The organism is Paenacidovorax caeni (assembly GCF_001298675.1).
GTDB lineage: Bacteria > Pseudomonadota > Gammaproteobacteria > Burkholderiales > Burkholderiaceae_C > Paenacidovorax > Paenacidovorax caeni.
The window spans coordinates 95,651-114,280 of the sequence record NZ_CYIG01000007.1 but is presented as its reverse complement, the minus strand read 5'-3'; the positions used below and the strand labels follow the sequence as shown (position 1 = coordinate 114,280).

The following is an 18,630-nucleotide window of genomic DNA, read 5'->3' as shown; positions in this document are numbered from 1 at the left end:
CCCTGACCGGAGCGCACCATGACCAGCCCCGCAGCCACCCCGGGCACGCCCTACGGCACCCTGCCCCCTGCCTCGCCGCTGCCGCAACGCCGCCCCATCAGCCTGCCGCGCCTGGCGCAGATGCGCGCGGCGGGCGAGAAAATCACCATGCTCACCGCCTACGACGCCACCTTTGCCGCCGTGGCCGACGCGGCGGGCGTCGAGTGCATCCTGGTGGGCGACTCGCTCGGCATGGTCTGCCAGGGCCTGCCCAGCACCGTGGGCGTGTCGCTGGAGACCATGGCCTACCACACCGCCAGCGTGGCGCGCGGCCTGCACCGTGTGCAAGGCACGGCCTGGCTGGTGGCCGACCTGCCCTACGGCAGCTACCACGAGTCGCCCGAGCAGGCGCTGCGCAGCGCCTGCCAGCTCATGCAGGCGGGGGCGCACATGGTCAAGCTCGAAGGTGGCGGCTGGACGGCGCCCACCGTGCGCTTTCTGGTCGAACGCGGCATTCCGGTGTGCGCCCACCTGGGCCTGACGCCGCAGACCGTGCACGCCCTGGGCGGCTACCGCGTCCAGGGCAAGGACGATGTGGCCGCCGCCGAACTGCGCCGCCACGCGCTGGAGCTGCAGGCGGCCGGCGCCAGCATGCTGGTGCTGGAGATGGTGCCCGCGCCCCTGGCCACCAGCCTGACGGCGGAGTTACCGCATTGCCACACCATTGGCATCGGTGCGGGCAACGGCACGGCGGGCCAGGTACTGGTGCTGCACGACATGCTGGGCATGAATTTGGGCAAAATGCCGCGCTTTGTGCGCAACTTCATGCACGACGCGGGCAGCATCAAGGGCGCCATGCAAGCCTATGTGCAGGCAGTGAAAGACGGCAGCTTCCCCGACAACGCCTTGCACGCCTGGTAAGCACTCCCCCACTTCGACCCTATCCCATGCACATCGTTCACACTCTGACAGACCTGCGCGCTGCATTGGCCGGACGCGGCCGCCCGGCTTTTGTTCCCACCATGGGCAACCTGCACGAAGGGCATCTGGCCCTGGTGCAGCAAGCCAAACCCCTGGGCGATACGCTGGTGGCCAGCATCTTCGTGAACCGCCTGCAATTTTTGCCCCACGAAGACTTCGACAGCTACCCGCGCACCCTGGCGCAAGACGCCGACAAGCTGCGCGCCGCAGGCTGCGACATTTTGTTTGCCCCCAGCGAAAAAGACCTCTATCCCCAACCGCAAACTTTTAAGGTGCAGCCCGACCCGCAGTTGGCAGACATTCTGGAAGGGCACTTTCGCCCCGGCTTTTTCACCGGGGTGTGTACGGTGGTGATGAAGCTGTTTGCCTGCGTGTTCAACGCTGGCCCCGGCGTGGCCGTGTTTGGCAGCAAGGACTACCAGCAGCTCATGGTGATCCGCCAGATGGTGCAGCAGTTTGCCCTGCCCATTGAGATCGTTGCCGGGGCCACCTGCCGCGCCGACGATGGCCTGGCCCTGAGCTCGCGCAACAGCTACCTGAGCGCCAGCGAACGCGCCCAAGCCATCGAGCTGCGCCAGGCCCTGCAGGCGCTGGCACACGCCGCCGCGCAACCGGGCGCCCAACTGGCCGCACTGGAAGCCCAGGCCCTGCAGCGCCTGCAAACCCAGGGCTGGCAACCGGACTACCTCACCGTGCGCCAGCGCAGCAACCTGCAAGCGCCGGCGGGTGCACCGATGGCCGGCGAACTGGTGGCGCTGGGTGCCGCACGCCTGGGCACCACGCGCCTGATCGACAACCTGGAGTTCTAAAACCAGCCCCTGCACGGTGGCGCAGGGGCGTGGGTCGGCCACGCGCCGATGGAGCTCATTCGCCGCGCGGATCGCGCCCCATCAGGCGCTGCACGGCGGCCTCGGCTTGGATGCGGCCATCGAGCAAATCCACCACGGTTTGGGTCAGGGGCATCTCTACGCCCAAGGCCTGGGCCCGCGCCGCCACAGTGCGGGCGCTGTACACCCCTTCGGCCACATGACCCAAAGACTGCACGGCCTGGGCCAGCGTCATGCCCTGTGCCAGCAACAAGCCCACACGCCGGTTGCGCGACAAATCACCCGTGCAGGTGAGCACCAGGTCACCCAAGCCCGACAGCCCCATAAAGGTGTCCACGCGCGCGCCCAGGGCCAAGCCCAGCCGGGTGATTTCGGCCAAACCGCGCGTGATCAAGGCTGCACGGGCATTGAGCCCCAGCGCCAGGCCGTCGCACAAGCCCGTGGCAATGGCCAGCACGTTCTTCACGGCACCGCCCACTTCCACGCCCGCGACGTCGGGGTTTTCGTACACGCGCAAGGCACTGCTATGGAAAGCCTGCACCAAGAGCTGGCGCAGGGCGGCATCACTGCTGGCGGCGACCAAGGCGCTGGGCTGGCCACGCGCCACCTCCACAGCAAAGCTGGGGCCACTGAGGACACCCGCACGCAAGGCCGGTGCCACCTGGGCACACACTTCATGCCCCAACAAGCCATAGGCCTGGTCCGGCGCCGGGGCCTCAAAGCCCTTGCACAGCCACGCCACGGGCGCAGCGCATGCCTGCAGCTGGGTCAGCCAAGCGCGCAATGCCGCCATGGGCGTCCCCAGCACCACCAAATCGGCCTGCTGGCACAAGGCCAGCGCATCGCCACTGGCGACGCACAAGGAAGGCGGAAAGCTCACCCCCTCAAGGTAGCGCGCGTTCTGGCGGGCCGCCTGCATGGCGCTGGCCTGGGCAGCATCGCGCGCCCACAGCGTCACGTCATGGCCTGCGGGATGGGCCGCCGCTGTCATGGCCACTGCCGTGCCCCATGCGCCTGCGCCAATAACTACTATTTTCATAGCTTGTAGCGCTTATCTGGCGCGGGCTAGAGCACTAAAATATGCCCCAAACCCGCGCTACCGCAAAAGGCTTATTGCGCGGTGGCGTTGGCAGCTTCGGCCTGGGCGGCCTGCTGCTGCTCGTACATGGCCTGGAAGTTGATTTCGGCCAGGTGCACGGGCGGGAAACCGGCGCGCGTGATGGCATCGGCCACGTTGCCACGCAGGTAGGGGTAGACGATCTGCGGGCAGGCCACGCCGATGACGGCGCCCATCTGCTCCTCGGGAATGTTGCGGATCTCGAAGATGCCTGCCTGCTTGGCCTCGACCAGGAACACGGTCTTGTCCTCGATCTTGGTCTGCACCGTAGCCAGCACACAGACTTCAAAAATGCCCTCGGCCACGGGAGTGGCTTCCACGCCGAGCTGGATGTCCACGCTCGGCTGCGCCTGCTCCAGCAGGATGGCGGGCGAGTTGGGCTGCTCCAGGGACAGATCCTTCAGGTACACGCGCTGGATCTGGAACACGGGGTTTTCTTGGTCGGCCATGGTTGGGTCTTGCAACGATGTTGGAATAAAACAAAGCCCGCTGGGGAGAGGCTCCCGCAGCGGGCACTTCGCGGCACGCATTATGCATGCGGCATCTATCAGCCCTGCAGCAAGGGGGCCAGGCCGCCACGCGCGTCGAGCGCCACGAGGTCATCATGGCCGCCGACATGGGTGTCGCCGATGAAGATCTGCGGCACGGTGCGCCGGCCCGTGGTCTCCATCATGTGCTGGCGTTGCGCCGGGTCGGTATCGATGCGAATCTCCTCGATCTGCTCCACGCCCTTGGCCTTGAGCAGCTGCTTGGCGCGGATGCAGTAGGGACACACGGCGGTGGTGTACATCTTGACGGTGGGCATGGGTCAGCCTTTCTCTACGGGCAGGTTGGCTTCGCGCCAGGCGGCCAAGCCGCCCGACAGGGCCTGGGCATTGTCGTAGCCCAGCTTCTTGGCCACCGCCACGGCACGCTGCGCACGCACGCCGCGCGCGCACACCATGACCAGGGGCACGGCCTTGTTCTTGACCACGCTGGGCAGGCGCTCCTCGAGCTGCGCCAGCGGCACGTTCTTGGCACCGCCGACGTGGCCTGCGGCGTACTCCTCGGGCGCACATACGTCGATGACCACAGCCTTCTCGCGGTTGATGAGCTGCACCGCGTTGGCGGCCGTGAGCCCGCCTGCGCCGCCGCCCATCAGCACGGGCGCCAGCAGCATGCCGCCCGAAACCAGGGCCAGAAGGATGAGATACCAGTTCTCGATGATGAAATTCACGTCAATCCTTGGGATGGCAAACCCCGCAATTCTAGAATGTCAGGTTTTGACCAGCTCTTCCTAGGGAATCCATGCACAAGCTCGTCCTGATCCGCCACGGCGAATCCACCTGGAACCTCGAAAACCGCTTCACCGGCTGGACCGACGTGGATCTGACGCCCACCGGCGTCTCGCAGGCCATGTCGGCCGGCAAGCTGCTCAAAGCCGAGGGCTATGAGTTCGACCTGGCCTACACCAGTGTGCTCAAGCGCGCCATCCACACGCTCTGGTACGCGCTGGACGAGATGGACCGCACCTGGCTGCCGGTGGTCAAAAGCTGGCGCCTGAACGAGCGCCACTATGGCGGCCTGCAAGGTTTGAACAAGGCCGACATGGCCAAACAGTACGGCGACGAGCAGGTGCTGGTGTGGCGCCGCAGCTACGACACGCCGCCGCCGGCCCTGGAGCCCACCGATCCGCGCAGCGAGCGCGGTGACCGCCGCTACGCCGGTTTGGCGCCCGAGCAAATTCCCCTGACTGAGTGCCTCAAGGACACGGTGGCACGTGTCATTCCGTTCTGGAACGACACCATCGCCCCCTCGATCCGCAGCGGCCAGCGTGTGGTGATCGCGGCGCACGGCAACTCCATCCGTGCACTGGTGAAATACCTGGATGGCATCGCCGATGACGCCATCGTGGGGGTGAACATCCCGAACGGCATTCCGCTGGTGTACGAGCTGGACGACGACCTCAAGCCAATCCGCCACTACTACCTGGGCGACGCCGAAGCCGCTGCCAAGGCTGCAGCTGCCGTGGCCTCGCAGGGCAAAGCATAAAACTTGGCCAAGGGAACCCGGGGGCACACGCCCCTTCCAAGAGGTATATTGAACCGCTACGGGCGAGCAAGGTAAGCGTATGGGCCAGAAACTGAAAATTGCAGGGTGGGTGTCGATCGGCGTGGTCGCCGGCGCGCTGACCACGGTGTCGTTGCAGACCGTGGCGCGCGGCGCCATGACGCCGCTACCGCTGGAGGAGATCCAGCAGCTCTCCGCCGTGTTCGGGCTCATCAAGACCGATTACGTCGAGCCGGTGGACGACAAGAAGCTCATCACCGACGCCATCTCTGGCATGGTGTCGAGCCTGGATCCGCACTCGCAGTACTTCGACAAGAAGTCGTTCAAGGAATTCCGCGAAGGCACGACGGGCCGCTTTGTCGGCGTGGGCATCGAGATCACGCAGGAAGACGGGCTGATCAAGATCGTCTCCCCCATTGAGGGTTCACCGGCCTACCGCGCGGGCCTCAAGAGCAGCGACCTGATCACCAAAATCGACGACACCGCCGTGCGTGGCCTGTCGCTCAACGAGTCCGTCAAGCGCATGCGCGGCGAGCCCAATACCAAGGTAACGCTGACCATCTTCCGCAAGGATGAGAACCGCACGTTCCCGGTAACGATCACGCGTGAGGAAATCAAGACCCAGTCCGTCAAGGGCAAGGTGATCGAGCCCGGCTATGCCTGGATCCGCCTGTCGCAGTTCCAGGAACGCACGGTGGACGACTTTGTGCGCAAGGTCGAAGAGGTCTACAAGCAGGAGCCACGCCTCAAGGGCCTGGTGCTCGACCTGCGCAACGACCCGGGCGGCCTGCTCGACGCCGCGGTGGCCATCTCGGCTGCTTTCCTGCCCGAGAACGTCACGGTGGTCTCCACCAACGGCCAGCTCGCCGACAGCAAGGCCACGTACAAGGCCTCGCCCGAGTTTTACGCCCGCCGTGGCCAGGGTGACCCGCTCAAGCGCCTGCCCGCGGCCATCAAGACCGTCCCCTTGGTGGTGTTGGTCAACGAGGGCTCGGCCTCTGCCAGCGAAATCGTGGCCGGCGCGCTGCAGGACCACAAGCGCGCCACGCTCATGGGCAGCCAAACCTTTGGCAAGGGCTCGGTGCAGACGGTACGGCCACTGGGGCCGGATACCGGCATCAAGATCACTACGGCTCGCTACTACACGCCCAATGGCCGCTCCATCCAGGCCAAGGGCATCGTGCCTGACGTGATGGTGGACGAAACCGCCGAGGGCGACCTGTTTGCCGCCCTGCGCATGCGCGAGGCCGATCTGGACAAGCACCTGGGCAACGGCCAGGGCGAGGAGCAGAAGGACGAAGCGCGCGAGAAGGCACGCGAGGAAGCGCGCAAGCGGCTGGAGGAAGAAGCCAAGAGGAACCCGTCGGAGCGCAAGCTGCCCGAGCTGGGTTCGGAAAAGGATTTCCAGCTCACCCAGGCGCTGAACAAGCTCAAGGGCCAGCCCGTGCTGGTCAGCAAGACCCTGACCGAGCGCAAGGAAGAGAAGAAGGACGAGAAGAAAGAGGACTGAGCCACCCTTGGCCTTCTTTCCCCGCGGCCGGGCCTTACAGCCCGGCCTTTTGCATTCAGGTATGCCATGAACGATGACCAACTGCTGCGCTACTCGCGCCACATCCTGCTCGATGAAATCGGCATCGAAGGACAAGAGCGCATCCTGGCAGCCCACGCCCTGGTGATCGGCGCGGGGGGGCTGGGCTCCCCCGTGGCGCTGCTGCTCGGCGCTGCAGGCGTGGGGCGTCTCACGCTGGTAGACAACGATGCGGTGGACTTGACCAACCTGCAGCGCCAGATCGCGCACACCACGGCACGCGTGGGCCAGCCGAAGGTGGCCTCGGCAGCGGATGCCGTACACGCCATCAATCCCGGCGTACAGGTCGATGCCGTGCAAGCGCGTGCGGACGCCGCCCTGCTCGACCGCCTGGTGCCCCGTGCCACGGTGGTGCTGGACTGCACCGACAACTACGCTACGCGCCATGCCATCAACGCCGCCTGCGTACGCCACCGCGTGCCACTGGTGGCGGGCGCAGCCATCCGCTTCGATGGACAGCTCACCGTGGTGGACCCGCGCGATGCGCAGTCGCCCTGCTACGCCTGCCTGTTCCCCCCCGACGCCACGTTCGAGGAGGTGCAATGCGCCACCATGGGCGTGTTCGCCCCCATGGTCGGCATCATCGGCGCCATGCAGGCGGCCGAGGCGCTCAAGTTGGTGGCCGGCGTGGGCCAGTCCGTCGCCGGGCGGCTGCTCATGCTTGACGGCCGCAGTATGGAATGGAACACCCTGCGCAGCCAGCGCCACGCCGGCTGCCCGGTGTGCGGCTCATCCGCCGTGTAGGACAGCACCTACGCCAGCGACGTACCGCCGCTGGCAGCCCTACGGCCGCAGCCAGCCTATAGTCGAAGCATGGGCACGCGGCACATTGCAGTGCCCCTGGAATGGCACCACCGTGAAGCTGCGCACCTACCTCGTCGAAGACAACGCCACCATCCGCGAAAACCTCATCGGTACGCTGGAGGAATTGGCGTCCGTCCAGGCGGTGGGCGTGGCGGAGACAGAAGCCGACGGCAAAGCCTGGCTCACCAGCCACCCGAACCAGTGGGACTTGGCCATCGTCGATCTCTTTCTGCGCCAGGGCAGCGGCCTGGGGGTGCTCGCTGCCTGCAGGGAGCGTCAGGCACACCAAAAAATCGTGGTCTTGAGCAACTACGCTACGCCGGACATTCGCGCCCGCTGCGCCCAGTTGGGCGTGGATGCGGTGTTCGACAAATCGAACGAAATCGACGCCCTGCTCGATTACTGCATCGCGCGCAGCGAGGACGCGGGCCTCAATCAATAAGACGGTTCTTCAGCGCGTAGTAAGTGAGGTCGCTGTTCGACCCCAGTCCCATCTTCTCCATCAGGCGCGTCCGGTAGGTGCTCACGGTCTTCACACTCAACGACAAGGACTTGGCGACATCGCCCGCAGTTTCGCCACGCGCCAGCTTCAGGAACACCTGGAACTCACGCTCGGACAGCTGCTCGTGCGGTGGTGCGTCGTCCTTGCGGTGCAGCTGCTGGGCCAGCAACTCAGCCACGGCGGGCGTAAGGTACCTGCGCCCCTGCGCGATGGTACGGATGGCCTCGACGATCTCAGCCGGGTCGCACTCCTTGTTCAGATACCCGCTCGCTCCCTGGCGGATCAGGTTGATCGCGTAGTGTTCCTCGGGGTAGCCACTCAGGATCAGGATGCCCATGTCCGGGGCCTTGGCGCGCAGCATCGCCATGGCATCCAAGCCGCTCTGGCCCGGCATGGACAGATCCATCACCAGGACGTCGATGGGGTGCTGGCGCACCAGGTCGATGGCCTCGCGCCCGTTCGCAGCCTCACCCGCGACGCGCAGATCCACATGCTCGGCAAAGAACTGACGCAGACCCGAGCGCACGATGGCGTGGTCATCCACAATGCCAATATTGATCATGAGAGTGGTCTTTCCCAGAGCCGCCCTGCATGCCGCACGGCGGTGCGCGGCCAGCCAGCCCAGCCGCCGCATTATCCCGAATAACCGTGCCCCGACTTGGAAGGAATCGCCCCATGCGCTGGTCCCAGATCCGCAAGATGGCCCTGAGCCTGCCCGTGGCGCTGCTGGCCGCACTGCTGCTGGTCGGCATCAACGAAACCAGTTACCAGCGCTCGCACCAGGCGGTGGACGAGATGGCGCAGACCCAACACACCCGCGCCGCGCTCAACCGCCTGCTGCAGAACATGTTGGATGCCGAAACCGGCCTGCGCGGCTTCCTCCTGACAGGCGAAGAGCGCTACCTGACACCGTACGAGGGTGCGGTCGCCACGCTGCACAGCAACTTGGACGCGCTGCGCAGCAGCTTCGCCGATTCGCCCGAGGACCGCGAAGATTTCAGCCAGCTTGCGCAGCAGATAGGGCGCAAGCTCTCCGAGATGGCGCTGAGCCTGGATCTGCGCCGCCAGGGCAACGAGGATGCCTGGCGCTTCGTCATCTTCACCGACGTGGGCAAGGAGAACATGGACGCCATCCGCACCCATGCGCTCGCGCTCATCGAGCGTGCCGACCGGCGCGCCGCACAGAACCAGGCGCACATCCTGCGCTCCCTGCTGCTCGCGCGCCTGGGCGTCGCCGCCATGGCGGCCATCGGCCTGCTGGCGTTCTACATGTACCTGCGCCAGGCCAGGGCGCTGCAAACGGCGCTGCAGCGCGAGCAGGAGAGCCTGGAGCGCGAGCGCGACCGCCTGGAAGGCCTGGTGCGCGAGCGCACCGCCTCGCTGGCCGAGCTGGCCACACATTTGCAACAAGTACGCGAGGATGAGCGCGGCCATCTGGCGCGCGAGCTGCATGACGAACTGGGCGCCCTGCTCACGGCCGCCAAGCTTGACGTAGCGCGGCTCAAGTCGCGTATCGACACCACACCACCGGAGGTATCCGAGCGCCTGCGCCACCTCACCGAGACGCTCAACGGCGTCATTGCCCTGAAGCGCCGGATCATCGAAAACCTGCGCCCGTCATCACTCGCCAACCTCGGGCTTACCGCGTCGCTGGAGATCCTTACGCGGGAGTTTGCCCAGCACAGCGGCATCGCAGTGGACACCGACCTGCAGGAAGTGGACCTATCGCCCGCGCTGCAGCTCACCGTGTACCGCATCGTTCAGGAGTCGCTCACCAACATCGGCAAGTACGCCCAGGCGCGCCACGCCACCGTGCGCGTGCAGCGCCATGCGGCCCATGTCACCGTGGAAATACGGGACGACGGCACCGGTTTCACGCCCGGGGCCGTGCCCGCCAAATCACACGGGCTCGCAGGCATGCGCCATCGGGTGGAGGCAGCAGGCGGGCACTTCGCGGTGCACTCCCAGCCAGGCCAGGGCACCGTGGTTTCGGCCAACATTCCCTGGGGTCCCTGAGGCTGATGCGCTGAAGCCGCGGGCCGCGCGCGTCGGCCCCGTCCTACACCACGCACCGCAACTGCGCCGACACGCCAAGCCGCACGCCGCTGGCACGCGCCGCGCCAAACGCGGCCTACAGTCATCCCATGCCCTGGCACCCCGCGCTGCCAGCCCGCCGGTACCGCCGGCTGAACGCAAGGAGACGAAACCATGCTGCACTACGCCGTCGTCTTTATGGTCATCGCCCTGGTCGCGGCCCTCTTCGGCTTTGGCGGCATTGCCGCCGGGGCCGTCGAGATCGCCAAGATCCTGTTCTTTGTCTTCGTGGTCATGGCCGTCGTGGCCTTCGCCATCGGTCTCGTCAAGAAACGCTGACCGGCACCACTTCCAGCGACCACACCGCACCCCAAGGAGCCTTTATGCATCACACCACCGCAACGCACAAAGCCACCCGCACTGCCCGCCACTGGGCCCAGGACACCCTGGAGGACGCCGAAGACGCCGTGCAGACCACGCGCAAACTGGCCAACGCATCGCTGGACAAGGCGGAAAGCCGTGTACGCCGGCTGCGCCAGGAGATCGAACCCGGCGTGAACGACCTGGCCCAACGCGCCCAGGAACTGGCCACACGCGGCATCCAGTACTGCGCGGAAACCACCGACCGTGCGCGCCGCCACATCGGCCACGCTGCCGACGCCACGGGCCGCTACGTGGCAGAACAGCCCGTCAAATCGCTGCTGCTGGCCGCCTGTGGGGGGGTGACCGCTTTGGCACTATGGTGGAGTGTGGATAACTTGGGACAACACTAATGTTGACGCGGAGTTACGCGATGATTCTGGGCTTTTGGGGCTAACGGTCGCTTTGAGACGGAATGGGCGCCCAGAGGGGCCAAAACGGGCGAAATGGGCGTTTTCTGGGCCAGAGTGGGCCTGGGGTGGCAGGAAATGGTTTCGGGGCATTGTGGCCCGTTTTCATTGGGGCGGGCCGCTTCTATTCGTACTCAGGCAGACGTTTGGGCTCGAATGCGAAGTCGGGCGTTTTGAAGTCGGGCATGTTTGGTGCGCCCAACTTCGGAACACCCATAAAAATCAATTGATTAGCCGTGCTCTCTTGGAAGTTATCCACAGCGCCCGACTTTCCGTAAGTCGGGCGCTTTTAAACCCACCCCACCAGCCCTTTAAAACAGCGATCCCTGCCGTCTATCCACAGGGGCTTTGACGCCTGCGGCGGCCAGGATGCGCTCGATCTGGCGTTCGGTCATGTGGTGCTCGGCCGCCAGCTCGCGGGCGGTCTTGTGGGTTTCGTAGGCGCGGGCGATGCGTGCGTTGCGCACGGCGAGGATGGCCCGCTCGGCCTTGGGCAGCGGGAAGTGGTCCTCGGCGCCGTAGACCTCGGCCAGGGCCATGAGGGGCTCGACGCCGATGATCTTGGCGATGGGATGATCCGGCCGCACGCGGGCCGGGATGGGAATGTAGATGCGCAGGCCGCCATAGGCGCGCACCAGGTCGAGCGTGGCCGCGAGCCCGATGATGCGCTCGAAGTCCTGCAGCAGCGGGGGCAGCAGGTCCGAGTCGATGAGGTCGGCCAGGGGGATCATGCGAGGGGTGCAAGCGCCTGGTGAAGACGCTGGAGCGCGTAGATGGAGGCCGGGTAGGCGGTGCCTGAGGTGACGTTCTCCAGCGCTCGCTTGGCGTCGTGTACGGCCGCCATGAGGGCGTCCCGCTCGCGCACCGCCGTCTCAAATGCGGCCTGGCGCAACTCGGCGCGCTGGCGCCACATGCCGATGGCGGCCTGCGCATCGGCGAGTTGCACCAGCGGCGCACCGGGGCCGGACTTGACCGAGGCGCGTTTGTAGCCGTTCTGGGTGTACAGGCGGGCCACGGTGGGCACCAGGGGCACCGGGGGAAGATCAGCCATGGCGAGCCCCCTCTGGCGGGTTGTGCCCACGCTGGTGCATGCAGAAGCACAGCATCGCGTGGGAATCCACGAACTTGCGGAATGCTTCGGGCGGGATGATGGCCGGAACGCCCTCGGCGGACTCGTCGGGAATGGCGGCCAGGTGCAGTTCCGTCATGGCGCGCTTGGCGTCCTGCAGCAGCTCACGCAGCTCATCGACCAGCTCGTCGCTCAGAGTCGCAGGCACGGCCTGGGCTGCACGGCGGTTCCATGCCTCGACCTGTTGCGGATCGTCGAGTGCAAACGCCACCCGCATGAAACCGAAGCAGCCCTCGGTTTTGCATGAGGCGCGAGGGTTGTTTTTGCGCCAGGTAATCTCTAGCGGATTACCGCACCAGGGGCAAGGTTCCAGGCGGGGAGGTGGCAGGGTTGGATCAACGGCCATGGCACGCCCCTTCCTTTTGCGCGGGCTTTTCTGCGAACCGCCGGGGGAACCAGTCGCAATAGGTATCGGATGGTGTGTGCCCGAAGATCATGCAGCACCTGCGTTCATGCACGCAGTCACCGCAGGTCTTGCCACTGGGCAGCTCCATGCAGGTCTTGTCGTTGCACGCCTTATCCGCGCAGCAACCGTGGGAATGCTTCTGCATGCTCATGCTGCACTGCCTTCCTTGGCTTGCGCCCGCTTGGCGCGGTCGAGCATGGCTTTGAGGGCCTCGATCACCTTGGAGGCTTCGAGCGTGGGTAGGAAGTCCAGACTGGAATAGCCCGTGCCCGTGGTATTGCCCGCGAAGGCTAGCAGCGCGGCCGGGCTGGCATCGCGCAGGCCGCCATGCTTGCCGATCTCCTTCCAGAGCCACTCGATCTTCTTGGCTTGGGTGAACGGCTTGAACGTACTGACCTTCGGTTTGTAGCCCAGGGTTGCCATGTGGGCGAGCACTTTGGCGCGGCCTGCAGCGTCCAGCTCGGAAGCGCTTGTCTTGCCGGTGAGATTGCGCAGGTGGAAGCGGTAGTCGTCATCGCTCCAGGCCAGGGCGGCCTTGCCCTGGTGGATATGGCCCAGCTCGCGCTTGCGCTGAGCATCGATGTTGGCCGCGTTGGTGTGCGCAGCAAAGCGGCGGGTGGTGGCTGTCATGCTGCCCTCCGTTCAATGCCGAGCAGCTCGGTGACGATCTCGCCGGAATCGACGTAGTACCAATCCGAGTCGGTCAGGTTGTTGATGAGCATTTCGGCGGAGCGGGCAGGCCCCATGCTCTGCATCACGCGCTGGAGTTTGCGGCTCGGGCCGCGCCATGTGGGCTCAACGCCTGCCAGCTTGGCTGCTGCCAGGTTGTGATGCCCATCGGCCAGGACGCGATACATGACGCCGCGCAGCTCGACCTCTACGGTCTGCACCACGAACACTTTGAAAGTGCGTGCCTTGCGTACAACCCTGGCGGGGTCGAGGTAGCGCTGGGAGCTGATGAGGGGGATGGTTTTCATCGCAGCAACCTCGGCCGGGCGGGCGGCACAGGAGTGATATCGCCCTGGGGCATGCGCACCTGGGCGGCGCGCACCAGGCGGAATTCGACTCTCGCCGGGTCGCCAGCGATGTAGGTGTCCTTTCCCTCACTGCGGTAGTAGTCCCACTTGGCATCGACCGCGTGCTGCATCAGTTCGGCCACCTTCATGGCCTTGCTGGCGTCCAAGAGGAAATCGCTGTGGCCGATGGTGATGTAGGCCATCTGCGGGGCGGGTTTGGTCGTGGCGCGGCTCATGACAGCAGCCCCTGCGCAGGCATGCCGCACACGCCGCGATTGAGCTGGGCGTCCTGGCCTGAGCGAAACCCGGCCATGAGATGCCCCGCCACCTTTCGGCCTGCCGTGGTATCGCGCGCCTTGCCTTTTTCCAGTTCGCCGTGCTCACGCTTGATGTAGGCGAGCAGCAGAGCCTTGTCTCCCGCCGGGCTAGCAAAGGCCTCAACCTTTTCAGCGGCACCTGCGACCCAGCCGATGGCGAAGCCATCGCCGCGCGCCGTCTTGGTGACGGGCTTGCAGTTTTTAGGCTGCTTGGCGATGTGGGCCAGCCGGGCGCGGGCGCATTGGCGCAACAGAACCTCGCAGGCATAGCCCGCCACCGTGGCCGCCGCGTCGATGCCCACGAAAAACCAGTGGCGCGTGCGCACGTAGTTGCCCGCATCGGTGTAATGGCCGCCGAGCGATGCGAACACCTCGCACCCGAACGCACGGGCAACCAGGCCGACCAGGCGCAGCTCCCAGGTATTGGCCGCCGTGCTGCACGCTTTCACTTTCACTTCGCGCACGTCAGCGAGGGAGACATCCTGCTCACGCAGGCCGAACTGCTCCATGAGCTTCTGGGCCTGGCGCAGCGCGGCGCCAGCCTCATGCTCATTTGCGCTGCGGGCGAGCGCGAGGCATTTTTTGATCTTCTTGAGGGCTTCGTCGCGGGTCATGGCTGGCCTCCATTGCGCATGCGCTCCAGGGCCTGGCCCTCTTCCTCGCCTGCCAGGTAGATGCCCTGCAAGGCGGCGTAGGAGACCGGAGCCGTGGTGTGCAGGACGTAGCTCCCTCGCGTTAGGCTGACGAAATCAAGGTCGAGAATGAAATCGATGACGGCCCGGGCCCGCTGCTCGCGGGCCGCTTCGGTTTCGGCCGGGTGCAGCGTGGGGCGCACCAGCCAGTTCCAGATGCCCAGCACCGAGGTGGCCGTGAAGCCGATCTGCTGGACGAAGAAGAGCCAGTGGTCGTGGCGGGCGCCGAAGATCAGCCAGCCGACGTTGCTGACGAACCAGGCGACGAACGCCAGGCCCGCGTAGCGGCTGCGCGTGGCGAGCAAGATGGCGCCCAGCAGGCCCAGGGCGGCGGAAAGCATTTCAACGTGCTGCATAAATCATGCTCCTTTAATTGGTTTGGCTTATTTCGTGGAAATGCCGCTGGGGCGCAGGGTCTCGAAAGCGTTGAGCAGGTGGCTCAAGCGGCGCGTTTCAGTGGGGAGCGGTCGTGGGGCGAACGACAGCGCACGGCGGCCCAGCACGTACATCAGTTTTCTGGACGCGGGGTCTGTGCGGCGCTCCAGCAGCCGGGTTTCCACAGCCGGGCGAAACTGGGCGTGAATGTGTTCGGCGACGCCGCCGAATTGACCAGCGATGGACTTGGCGTCGAGCTGCTCGTCGGGATGGGCGTTGAGAAACTCAATCACCTGCCAGACGATGGAACCATTGCGGGGGGAGTAATCAGCCATGGGCCACCTCCTGGCGCGGCTGGTGCTGGTCGCAGATGGCCTGCACCGTGGTGGCGAAGCCGTAGCGGCCGCACTCCCAGCCCAGCTTGTCGTAGGGCGGCACGCGGTCGGCGAAGACCTCGGCACCGTACTTGCAGTTGCGGCAGGTGGGCCGCTGGCCTGCCGCCTTGTAGCCGATGGCGGCCTTGGTGGATTGAATGCTGCCCATGGTCATGCCCCTGGGACCTCGACCTCGAAGGGCGTGATCGTGAAATCCTCAACGCCCGTCACGACCGTGATGCCTGCCACGCCGCGCACGGCGTCGGTTTCGTTGAGCATGGCCTCCTTGTTCGGCTCTTCTTTGACGCGCACGAAACGCTCCAAGCCCAGTCGTTTGAGGGTGTCGATCACGGCCTCCGCCCCCCGGATGCTGATGCTCTGCGGGCGCAGGCGCCACTGCACCTCGCCCGTGATGAGGTTGGCGGTCTTGCCGTTGCCGCAGAGTTCGGCGCGATTGGCCTCGCACCAGGTCTGCACGCCCGCCTGCAGCGTGCCGATGCGCTCCTGCAGCGCTTCCAGGCGCGGGGTGGCGGCCTTGGTGAGGTGGGCGATCTCGTCGTTGAGGTCGGCCTGTGCACGCAAGAGATCGCGCTGCAGGTCGCCCAGCTTCTTGATGTCGGCTTGGCAATCGGCCTTGGATTGCGGGGCATAGGCGTGGGCCTTGGCCTTGAGCTTTTTGGTTGCCATGGATGGCTCCTTGAGGGGTTAATGGATGGGCTGGCCTTGCTGGGCAGCCATTTCCTGGGCCAGGACGAAAGCGGCCTTGCCAAGCTGCTGGATGCAGGCATCGGTGCAGCAGGGATGGGCGATGGCCAGGCGGATAAAAGCCGTCAGCAGCGCCGTGGTCTGGATGCCGTGGTGGTGGCCTGCCAGCGGTGTACGCAAGGCGTCCGCAAGAGCGAGAGATGCCTCGACGGCTGCGGACGGGGCGCCTTGATCCGGCGCGCTCATGCCAGCGTGCTCCGGTACGGCTGCGGCTGGCCCATGAGCACGCTGGGCAACCGCACGAAGTCCAGCGCGCCGCTGCGGTAGGTGCTGGCAGGCGGTACGTAGTGGCTGCCCATCACCTCGGGGCGGCGCGGGCCAGGCGTCTGGGGCTCAAAGGGCTCGGCGTGCTGCACGTCTTCGCCGGGCAGCGGGAGGCACTTGGCCGTGAAGCTGTAGACCGTGCCATCGCGCAGGCGCATCGCTTCGAGAAAGCCGCCCTTGTGCAGCGTTGCCAGGTGCTGCTCGACTTCGGCCAGCGAGAACGTGGGCGCCCATTCGCGGGTCAGCCGCAGCACGCCCCACCAGCCGCCCTTTTTGACGATGAAGCGCCACAGCATGGCGCAGTCCTGGGTAATACATTTAGACATGGAATTGACCTCCTTGAATCAGGGTGAGAACGCGCTCGCGGTGCATGCGCGTGAACATGAAGTAGTTCTCGATGGCCTCGGCCACGGCCACGCGGCGCGAGACGTTGAATGCGCGCTCAAGGCGCCGGGCGCGGCGCGTGATCCAGGCCAGCGGCGGGCGGCGGTAATCCGCCTCGGCCATGACCCGGTTCACGGGAAGCTGGATGACGTTGCTCACGGCATTACCCCGGGGCCGCGCATGGGCTGAAGGCCGGACGCGGTCGCTTGCGCACGGCGCGCCTCCAGCACGTCCAGCTCGGCGCGCAGTTGCGCCATCTGGTGCAGATGCGTCGTGCGCTCGCACTGCATGTGCTGGCGCACCCGTTGGATGCGGCGCTCCAGCCAGAGCTGGCGCGCACGGGCAAGGGCTTTAAACATGGCGGGCCTCCTGGGTGTGTGGGGTCACCGGGGTGATGGGTATGACGTTGCGGTGCTGCACGGCGCGCGGCATGGGCGGCGCGCTGGCGTCAAGGTGCTCGCACTGGCGGCATGCCTGCCAGTGCTTCACATCGCGCGGCGTGGCCGGTGGCGGCCTGTGCGCATGGGCACGGCACTGCTCTGCAGAAATCACCTGCACCTCCCCTGCCTCGGCAGACAGGTGCGGGCACGGGTAGCGGCCAAAGGTATGCAGCACCCGGTCGGCCACGCGGTCCGTCTTGGCCGCGCCGCTGCCATACGGGCCGGTGCCGTTGAGCACCATGTTCAGCGTCGTCGCGCTGATGCCGAGCTGCCGGGCAACGTGCGTCTGCACGGCCCCCTCGCAGCGCTGGCGCAGCAGCGCAAACCACGGTGCGCTCATGTACGGGCACGTCATGGCGTGCCGCTCCCCTCGGGGGCCTTGCGGTACATGGCCGGAATCTCTTCGGCATGCGCAAAATCGCTCGGGTGAAGCTGCCCCGCGCGCGACGGCGGCGGCCAGCGCCCTACGTCCTGCACCAGCACGTAGCGGATGCGCCCGGCCTCGCGCTTTTGCGCCACCGCCACCGCCTTGGGCGCATGCCTGGCCCATGCGGCCAGCAGCGTGCCAATGCGCCTGACTTGCGCGTCAAAGGCATCGCCCGCATCCACCAGCGTCTGCGCAGCCTCGGCGGCCGTGATGCGCTTGCGGATGCGCAGCAGGTTCCACAGGCACGTGGCCAACGCCTTGGTGTCGGGCGCCGGGCCTGCGGGCGTGGCCCGCAGCGCCGCCTGCGCCGCTTGCAGGCCCAGGGGCGTGACAAACCAGCGGTTGACCACGCCCAACTTGTTGCGGCGCATCCCCTCGGGCCGCACGTAGCCATGGTTTTTGAGTGTGCCCAGTGCGGCGGCGGCCATGCCACACGGAAACTCCAGGCGCTCGCTGGTGGCCCAGGCGCTCAGTTCAACGGGCGTGAATGCCTGCGCGCTGCCCTTGACGTTGCGCGCCAGCGCCGCCAGTGCGGGGACGATGTACCACTTGAGCTTGCCCATCACACCCCCCGCGCCGTGAGATGGCCTGTGAAATCCACGCACAGCGCCTTGCCCTTGACGTGGGCCACGTCCACCTCGGCCCAGCTATTGGCCTCGGCCCACACCTCGATGTTCGCAATGGCGTTCAGCACGTGCCGCATGCGGCCCTTGCTGTCGTGGTGGATCTTCTCCACCAAGGCAGGCGACAGGCGCACCTCGGACTTCGCCTTGCACGCGGCCTGCACATCCTCCAGGCCCAGCGGGTGCAGTTGCACAATGCGCGCCACGCGGCTGGCGATGTGCTCATAGCGCTGCACGATGGCCGGGAAGTTCTCCATGCCCACAAGGAACACCATGGTTCCCGTCACGTCCGTGATGTCACGGATCGTCTCCAGCTTCACGGCGCTTTTCATATCGGCCAGGTAGTCCGCCTCATCAAAAATGAGCGTCTGCATGGTCTGCACCAGATGGTGGGCAATGCGGTTTTCCACGTCCTTGGCCGTGCCGCGCAGAGACAGGCCCAGCGCCGTCGCCACGTCCTCCAGCATGGAGCGCGGCGTCCAAACCCGCTTGGAGCGGATGAACACATGGCCGTTTTCGCTGGCCCAGCGCTCGGTCAGCTCAGACTTGCCGATGCCGTACTTGCCCTGGATCAGCACCAGGCCCGCCTCGCGTGCGCCACGGCGCTCGACGATCTTCTCGGCCTCTTTGAGCAGCCGGAAATTGGCGGTTTGCACGAATCCCTTTTTCATTTACATTTCCTTCCTTCGGTTTCCTCAACTGATCGC

The 18,630-nt window shown here is 66.0% G+C and carries 32 protein-coding genes; 9 read left to right on the top strand and 23 right to left on the bottom strand.

Annotated features, from left to right (window positions below):
• The first annotated feature begins 18 nt into the window (after window positions 1-18).
• Window positions 19-900: a 3-methyl-2-oxobutanoate hydroxymethyltransferase gene (gene panB, locus BN2503_RS04700; protein ID WP_054255492.1), complete on the top strand. Its 882-nt coding sequence runs from the start codon at window positions 19-21 to the stop codon at window positions 898-900.
• 26 nt (window positions 901-926) lie between these two features.
• Window positions 927-1,769: a pantoate--beta-alanine ligase gene (gene panC, locus BN2503_RS04695; RefSeq protein ID WP_054255491.1), complete on the top strand. Its 843-nt coding sequence runs from the start codon at window positions 927-929 to the stop codon at window positions 1,767-1,769.
• Between the two features lie 55 nt (window positions 1,770-1,824).
• On the opposite strand, the gene BN2503_RS04690 is transcribed toward panC, so the two are convergent.
• The 4 genes from BN2503_RS04690 to BN2503_RS04675 form a co-directional block, all read right to left on the bottom strand.
• The gene (locus BN2503_RS04690) at window positions 1,825-2,826 is read right to left on the bottom strand and encodes an NAD(P)H-dependent glycerol-3-phosphate dehydrogenase (RefSeq protein WP_054255490.1); all 1,002 of its coding nucleotides are present in this window, start codon (window positions 2,824-2,826) and stop codon (window positions 1,825-1,827) included.
• Window positions 2,827-2,897: 71 nt separating this feature from the next.
• Window positions 2,898-3,353, bottom strand: a complete 456-nt coding sequence (gene secB, locus BN2503_RS04685) for a protein-export chaperone SecB (protein ID WP_054255489.1) — start codon at window positions 3,351-3,353, stop codon at window positions 2,898-2,900.
• 98 nt (window positions 3,354-3,451) lie between these two features.
• Window positions 3,452-3,709, bottom strand: a complete 258-nt coding sequence (grxC, locus tag BN2503_RS04680; protein ID WP_054255488.1) for a glutaredoxin 3 — start codon at window positions 3,707-3,709, stop codon at window positions 3,452-3,454.
• Window positions 3,710-3,712: 3 nt separating this feature from the next.
• Window positions 3,713-4,120: a rhodanese-like domain-containing protein gene (locus tag BN2503_RS04675; protein WP_054255487.1), complete on the bottom strand. Its 408-nt coding sequence runs from the start codon at window positions 4,118-4,120 to the stop codon at window positions 3,713-3,715.
• A 71-nt stretch (window positions 4,121-4,191) separates the two neighbouring features.
• Here BN2503_RS04675 and gpmA point away from each other — a divergent pair, with 71 nt between their 5' ends.
• The 4 genes from gpmA (at window position 4,192) to BN2503_RS04655 (ending at window position 7,787) form a co-directional block, all read left to right on the top strand.
• On the top strand, window positions 4,192-4,935 hold the full coding sequence (gpmA, locus tag BN2503_RS04670; protein WP_054255486.1) for a 2,3-diphosphoglycerate-dependent phosphoglycerate mutase: 744 nt from the start codon (window positions 4,192-4,194) through the stop codon (window positions 4,933-4,935).
• A 79-nt stretch (window positions 4,936-5,014) separates the two neighbouring features.
• Window positions 5,015-6,463, top strand: a complete 1,449-nt coding sequence (locus BN2503_RS04665; RefSeq protein WP_054255485.1) for a S41 family peptidase — start codon at window positions 5,015-5,017, stop codon at window positions 6,461-6,463.
• A gap of 66 nt (window positions 6,464-6,529) precedes the next feature.
• Window positions 6,530-7,285 carry a HesA/MoeB/ThiF family protein gene (locus BN2503_RS04660; protein ID WP_054255484.1) on the top strand — a complete coding sequence of 252 codons (756 nt, stop codon included), beginning with the start codon at window positions 6,530-6,532 and terminating at the stop codon, window positions 7,283-7,285.
• A 112-nt stretch (window positions 7,286-7,397) separates the two neighbouring features.
• The gene (locus tag BN2503_RS04655; protein WP_054255483.1) at window positions 7,398-7,787 is read left to right on the top strand and encodes a response regulator; all 390 of its coding nucleotides are present in this window, start codon (window positions 7,398-7,400) and stop codon (window positions 7,785-7,787) included.
• Here BN2503_RS04655 and BN2503_RS04650 read toward each other — a convergent pair.
• Window positions 7,777-8,409 (bottom strand): response regulator, encoded by a 633-nt coding sequence (locus tag BN2503_RS04650; protein WP_054255482.1) that lies wholly within the window; start codon window positions 8,407-8,409, stop codon window positions 7,777-7,779. The genes BN2503_RS04655 and BN2503_RS04650 overlap by 11 nt on opposite strands.
• Window positions 8,410-8,522: 113 nt before the next feature.
• On the opposite strand from BN2503_RS04650, the gene BN2503_RS04645 reads away from it, so the two are divergent.
• The 3 genes from BN2503_RS04645 (at window position 8,523) to BN2503_RS04640 (ending at window position 10,654) form a co-directional block, all read left to right on the top strand.
• Window positions 8,523-9,863 carry a CHASE3 domain-containing protein gene (locus BN2503_RS04645; protein WP_054255481.1) on the top strand — a complete coding sequence of 447 codons (1,341 nt, stop codon included), beginning with the start codon at window positions 8,523-8,525 and terminating at the stop codon, window positions 9,861-9,863.
• 192 nt (window positions 9,864-10,055) lie between these two features.
• Window positions 10,056-10,220, top strand: a complete 165-nt coding sequence (locus tag BN2503_RS19275; RefSeq protein WP_074930007.1) for a DUF1328 domain-containing protein — start codon at window positions 10,056-10,058, stop codon at window positions 10,218-10,220.
• Between the two features lie 44 nt (window positions 10,221-10,264).
• Entirely contained in the window at window positions 10,265-10,654 is a 390-nt protein-coding gene (locus tag BN2503_RS04640; protein ID WP_054255480.1) for a hypothetical protein, read from the top strand.
• A gap of 368 nt (window positions 10,655-11,022) precedes the next feature.
• Here the strand turns inward: BN2503_RS04640 and BN2503_RS04635 are convergent, their stop codons facing one another.
• The 18 genes from BN2503_RS04635 to BN2503_RS04550 all read right to left on the bottom strand — a co-directional run bounded on the left by BN2503_RS04635 (window position 11,023) and on the right by BN2503_RS04550 (window position 18,594).
• Window positions 11,023-11,442: a Mor transcription activator family protein gene (locus BN2503_RS04635; protein ID WP_054255479.1), complete on the bottom strand. Its 420-nt coding sequence runs from the start codon at window positions 11,440-11,442 to the stop codon at window positions 11,023-11,025.
• On the bottom strand, window positions 11,439-11,762 hold the full coding sequence (locus BN2503_RS04630; protein WP_139235301.1) for a hypothetical protein: 324 nt from the start codon (window positions 11,760-11,762) through the stop codon (window positions 11,439-11,441). The genes BN2503_RS04635 and BN2503_RS04630 overlap by 4 nt, the downstream gene beginning before the upstream one ends.
• A complete protein-coding gene (locus tag BN2503_RS04625) occupies window positions 11,755-12,057 on the bottom strand; it encodes a hypothetical protein (RefSeq protein WP_054255477.1) in 303 nt (100 codons plus the stop codon). The genes BN2503_RS04630 and BN2503_RS04625 overlap by 8 nt, the downstream gene beginning before the upstream one ends.
• A 336-nt stretch (window positions 12,058-12,393) precedes the next feature.
• Window positions 12,394-12,876: a regulatory protein GemA gene (locus BN2503_RS04620; protein WP_054255476.1), complete on the bottom strand. Its 483-nt coding sequence runs from the start codon at window positions 12,874-12,876 to the stop codon at window positions 12,394-12,396.
• Window positions 12,873-13,223: a hypothetical protein gene (locus tag BN2503_RS04615; protein WP_054255475.1), complete on the bottom strand. Its 351-nt coding sequence runs from the start codon at window positions 13,221-13,223 to the stop codon at window positions 12,873-12,875. The genes BN2503_RS04620 and BN2503_RS04615 overlap by 4 nt, the downstream gene beginning before the upstream one ends.
• Window positions 13,220-13,498 carry a hypothetical protein gene (locus BN2503_RS04610; protein ID WP_054255474.1) on the bottom strand — a complete coding sequence of 93 codons (279 nt, stop codon included), beginning with the start codon at window positions 13,496-13,498 and terminating at the stop codon, window positions 13,220-13,222. Before BN2503_RS04610 ends, BN2503_RS04615 begins: the two co-directional genes overlap by 4 nt.
• On the bottom strand, window positions 13,495-14,193 hold the full coding sequence (locus tag BN2503_RS04605) for a DUF2786 domain-containing protein (RefSeq protein ID WP_054255473.1): 699 nt from the start codon (window positions 14,191-14,193) through the stop codon (window positions 13,495-13,497). Before BN2503_RS04605 ends, BN2503_RS04610 begins: the two co-directional genes overlap by 4 nt.
• Window positions 14,190-14,627 carry a hypothetical protein gene (locus tag BN2503_RS04600; RefSeq protein ID WP_074930012.1) on the bottom strand — a complete coding sequence of 146 codons (438 nt, stop codon included), beginning with the start codon at window positions 14,625-14,627 and terminating at the stop codon, window positions 14,190-14,192. Before BN2503_RS04600 ends, BN2503_RS04605 begins: the two co-directional genes overlap by 4 nt.
• Window positions 14,628-14,654: 27 nt before the next feature.
• A complete protein-coding gene (locus BN2503_RS04595) occupies window positions 14,655-14,981 on the bottom strand; it encodes a hypothetical protein (protein WP_054255471.1) in 327 nt (108 codons plus the stop codon).
• Window positions 14,974-15,189, bottom strand: coding sequence for a hypothetical protein (locus BN2503_RS04590; protein WP_139235302.1), 216 nt, complete (start codon window positions 15,187-15,189; stop codon window positions 14,974-14,976). Before BN2503_RS04590 ends, BN2503_RS04595 begins: the two co-directional genes overlap by 8 nt.
• 2 nt (window positions 15,190-15,191) lie before the next feature.
• Window positions 15,192-15,707, bottom strand: a complete 516-nt coding sequence (locus BN2503_RS04585) for a host-nuclease inhibitor Gam family protein (protein WP_054255469.1) — start codon at window positions 15,705-15,707, stop codon at window positions 15,192-15,194.
• Between the two features lie 18 nt (window positions 15,708-15,725).
• Window positions 15,726-15,971 carry a hypothetical protein gene (locus tag BN2503_RS04580; RefSeq protein WP_139235303.1) on the bottom strand — a complete coding sequence of 82 codons (246 nt, stop codon included), beginning with the start codon at window positions 15,969-15,971 and terminating at the stop codon, window positions 15,726-15,728.
• Window positions 15,968-16,375 (bottom strand): hypothetical protein, encoded by a 408-nt coding sequence (locus BN2503_RS04575; protein WP_074930014.1) that lies wholly within the window; start codon window positions 16,373-16,375, stop codon window positions 15,968-15,970. The genes BN2503_RS04580 and BN2503_RS04575 overlap by 4 nt, the downstream gene beginning before the upstream one ends.
• Entirely contained in the window at window positions 16,368-16,592 is a 225-nt protein-coding gene (locus BN2503_RS04570) for a hypothetical protein (protein WP_054255466.1), read from the bottom strand. Before BN2503_RS04570 ends, BN2503_RS04575 begins: the two co-directional genes overlap by 8 nt.
• A complete protein-coding gene (locus tag BN2503_RS04565) occupies window positions 16,589-16,792 on the bottom strand; it encodes a hypothetical protein (protein ID WP_054255465.1) in 204 nt (67 codons plus the stop codon). Before BN2503_RS04565 ends, BN2503_RS04570 begins: the two co-directional genes overlap by 4 nt.
• Entirely contained in the window at window positions 16,785-17,213 is a 429-nt protein-coding gene (locus tag BN2503_RS04560; protein ID WP_233495010.1) for a hypothetical protein, read from the bottom strand. Before BN2503_RS04560 ends, BN2503_RS04565 begins: the two co-directional genes overlap by 8 nt.
• Window positions 17,214-17,224: 11 nt before the next feature.
• Window positions 17,225-17,863 (bottom strand): hypothetical protein, encoded by a 639-nt coding sequence (locus BN2503_RS04555; protein ID WP_054255463.1) that lies wholly within the window; start codon window positions 17,861-17,863, stop codon window positions 17,225-17,227.
• Complete coding sequence (locus BN2503_RS04550; protein ID WP_054255462.1) at window positions 17,863-18,594, bottom strand: AAA family ATPase; 732 nt, start codon at window positions 18,592-18,594, stop codon at window positions 17,863-17,865. The genes BN2503_RS04555 and BN2503_RS04550 overlap by 1 nt, the downstream gene beginning before the upstream one ends.
• Between the last annotated feature and the right edge of the window lie 36 nt (window positions 18,595-18,630).

What these genes read in the sequence shown, in the direction of transcription:
- panB (WP_054255492.1), top strand. Translation starts at nt 19, where the DNA reads ATGACCAGCCCCGCAGCCACCCCGGGCACGCCCTACGGCACCCTGCCC.
- panC (WP_054255491.1), top strand. Translation starts at nt 927, where the DNA reads ATGCACATCGTTCACACTCTGACAGACCTGCGCGCTGCATTGGCCGGA.
- BN2503_RS04690 (WP_054255490.1), bottom strand. Translation starts at nt 2,826, where the DNA reads ATGAAAATAGTAGTTATTGGCGCAGGCGCATGGGGCACGGCAGTGGCC.
- secB (WP_054255489.1), bottom strand. Translation starts at nt 3,353, where the DNA reads ATGGCCGACCAAGAAAACCCCGTGTTCCAGATCCAGCGCGTGTACCTG.
- grxC (WP_054255488.1), bottom strand. Translation starts at nt 3,709, where the DNA reads ATGCCCACCGTCAAGATGTACACCACCGCCGTGTGTCCCTACTGCATC.
- gpmA (WP_054255486.1), top strand. Translation starts at nt 4,192, where the DNA reads ATGCACAAGCTCGTCCTGATCCGCCACGGCGAATCCACCTGGAACCTC.
- BN2503_RS04665 (WP_054255485.1), top strand. Translation starts at nt 5,015, where the DNA reads ATGGGCCAGAAACTGAAAATTGCAGGGTGGGTGTCGATCGGCGTGGTC.
- BN2503_RS04660 (WP_054255484.1), top strand. Translation starts at nt 6,530, where the DNA reads ATGAACGATGACCAACTGCTGCGCTACTCGCGCCACATCCTGCTCGAT.
- BN2503_RS04650 (WP_054255482.1), bottom strand. Translation starts at nt 8,409, where the DNA reads ATGATCAATATTGGCATTGTGGATGACCACGCCATCGTGCGCTCGGGT.
- BN2503_RS04645 (WP_054255481.1), top strand. Translation starts at nt 8,523, where the DNA reads ATGCGCTGGTCCCAGATCCGCAAGATGGCCCTGAGCCTGCCCGTGGCG.
- BN2503_RS19275 (WP_074930007.1), top strand. Translation starts at nt 10,056, where the DNA reads ATGCTGCACTACGCCGTCGTCTTTATGGTCATCGCCCTGGTCGCGGCC.
- BN2503_RS04640 (WP_054255480.1), top strand. Translation starts at nt 10,265, where the DNA reads ATGCATCACACCACCGCAACGCACAAAGCCACCCGCACTGCCCGCCAC.
- BN2503_RS04635 (WP_054255479.1), bottom strand. Translation starts at nt 11,442, where the DNA reads ATGATCCCCCTGGCCGACCTCATCGACTCGGACCTGCTGCCCCCGCTG.
- BN2503_RS04630 (WP_139235301.1), bottom strand. Translation starts at nt 11,762, where the DNA reads ATGGCTGATCTTCCCCCGGTGCCCCTGGTGCCCACCGTGGCCCGCCTG.
- BN2503_RS04625 (WP_054255477.1), bottom strand. Translation starts at nt 12,057, where the DNA reads ATGCGGGTGGCGTTTGCACTCGACGATCCGCAACAGGTCGAGGCATGG.
- BN2503_RS04620 (WP_054255476.1), bottom strand. Translation starts at nt 12,876, where the DNA reads ATGACAGCCACCACCCGCCGCTTTGCTGCGCACACCAACGCGGCCAAC.
- BN2503_RS04615 (WP_054255475.1), bottom strand. Translation starts at nt 13,223, where the DNA reads ATGAAAACCATCCCCCTCATCAGCTCCCAGCGCTACCTCGACCCCGCC.
- BN2503_RS04610 (WP_054255474.1), bottom strand. Translation starts at nt 13,498, where the DNA reads ATGAGCCGCGCCACGACCAAACCCGCCCCGCAGATGGCCTACATCACC.
- BN2503_RS04605 (WP_054255473.1), bottom strand. Translation starts at nt 14,193, where the DNA reads ATGACCCGCGACGAAGCCCTCAAGAAGATCAAAAAATGCCTCGCGCTC.
- BN2503_RS04600 (WP_074930012.1), bottom strand. Translation starts at nt 14,627, where the DNA reads ATGCAGCACGTTGAAATGCTTTCCGCCGCCCTGGGCCTGCTGGGCGCC.
- BN2503_RS04595 (WP_054255471.1), bottom strand. Translation starts at nt 14,981, where the DNA reads ATGGCTGATTACTCCCCCCGCAATGGTTCCATCGTCTGGCAGGTGATT.
- BN2503_RS04590 (WP_139235302.1), bottom strand. Translation starts at nt 15,189, where the DNA reads ATGGGCAGCATTCAATCCACCAAGGCCGCCATCGGCTACAAGGCGGCA.
- BN2503_RS04585 (WP_054255469.1), bottom strand. Translation starts at nt 15,707, where the DNA reads ATGGCAACCAAAAAGCTCAAGGCCAAGGCCCACGCCTATGCCCCGCAA.
- BN2503_RS04580 (WP_139235303.1), bottom strand. Translation starts at nt 15,971, where the DNA reads ATGAGCGCGCCGGATCAAGGCGCCCCGTCCGCAGCCGTCGAGGCATCT.
- BN2503_RS04575 (WP_074930014.1), bottom strand. Translation starts at nt 16,375, where the DNA reads ATGTCTAAATGTATTACCCAGGACTGCGCCATGCTGTGGCGCTTCATC.
- BN2503_RS04565 (WP_054255465.1), bottom strand. Translation starts at nt 16,792, where the DNA reads ATGTTTAAAGCCCTTGCCCGTGCGCGCCAGCTCTGGCTGGAGCGCCGC.
- BN2503_RS04560 (WP_233495010.1), bottom strand. Translation starts at nt 17,213, where the DNA reads ATGAGCGCACCGTGGTTTGCGCTGCTGCGCCAGCGCTGCGAGGGGGCC.
- BN2503_RS04555 (WP_054255463.1), bottom strand. Translation starts at nt 17,863, where the DNA reads ATGGGCAAGCTCAAGTGGTACATCGTCCCCGCACTGGCGGCGCTGGCG.
- BN2503_RS04550 (WP_054255462.1), bottom strand. Translation starts at nt 18,594, where the DNA reads ATGAAAAAGGGATTCGTGCAAACCGCCAATTTCCGGCTGCTCAAAGAG.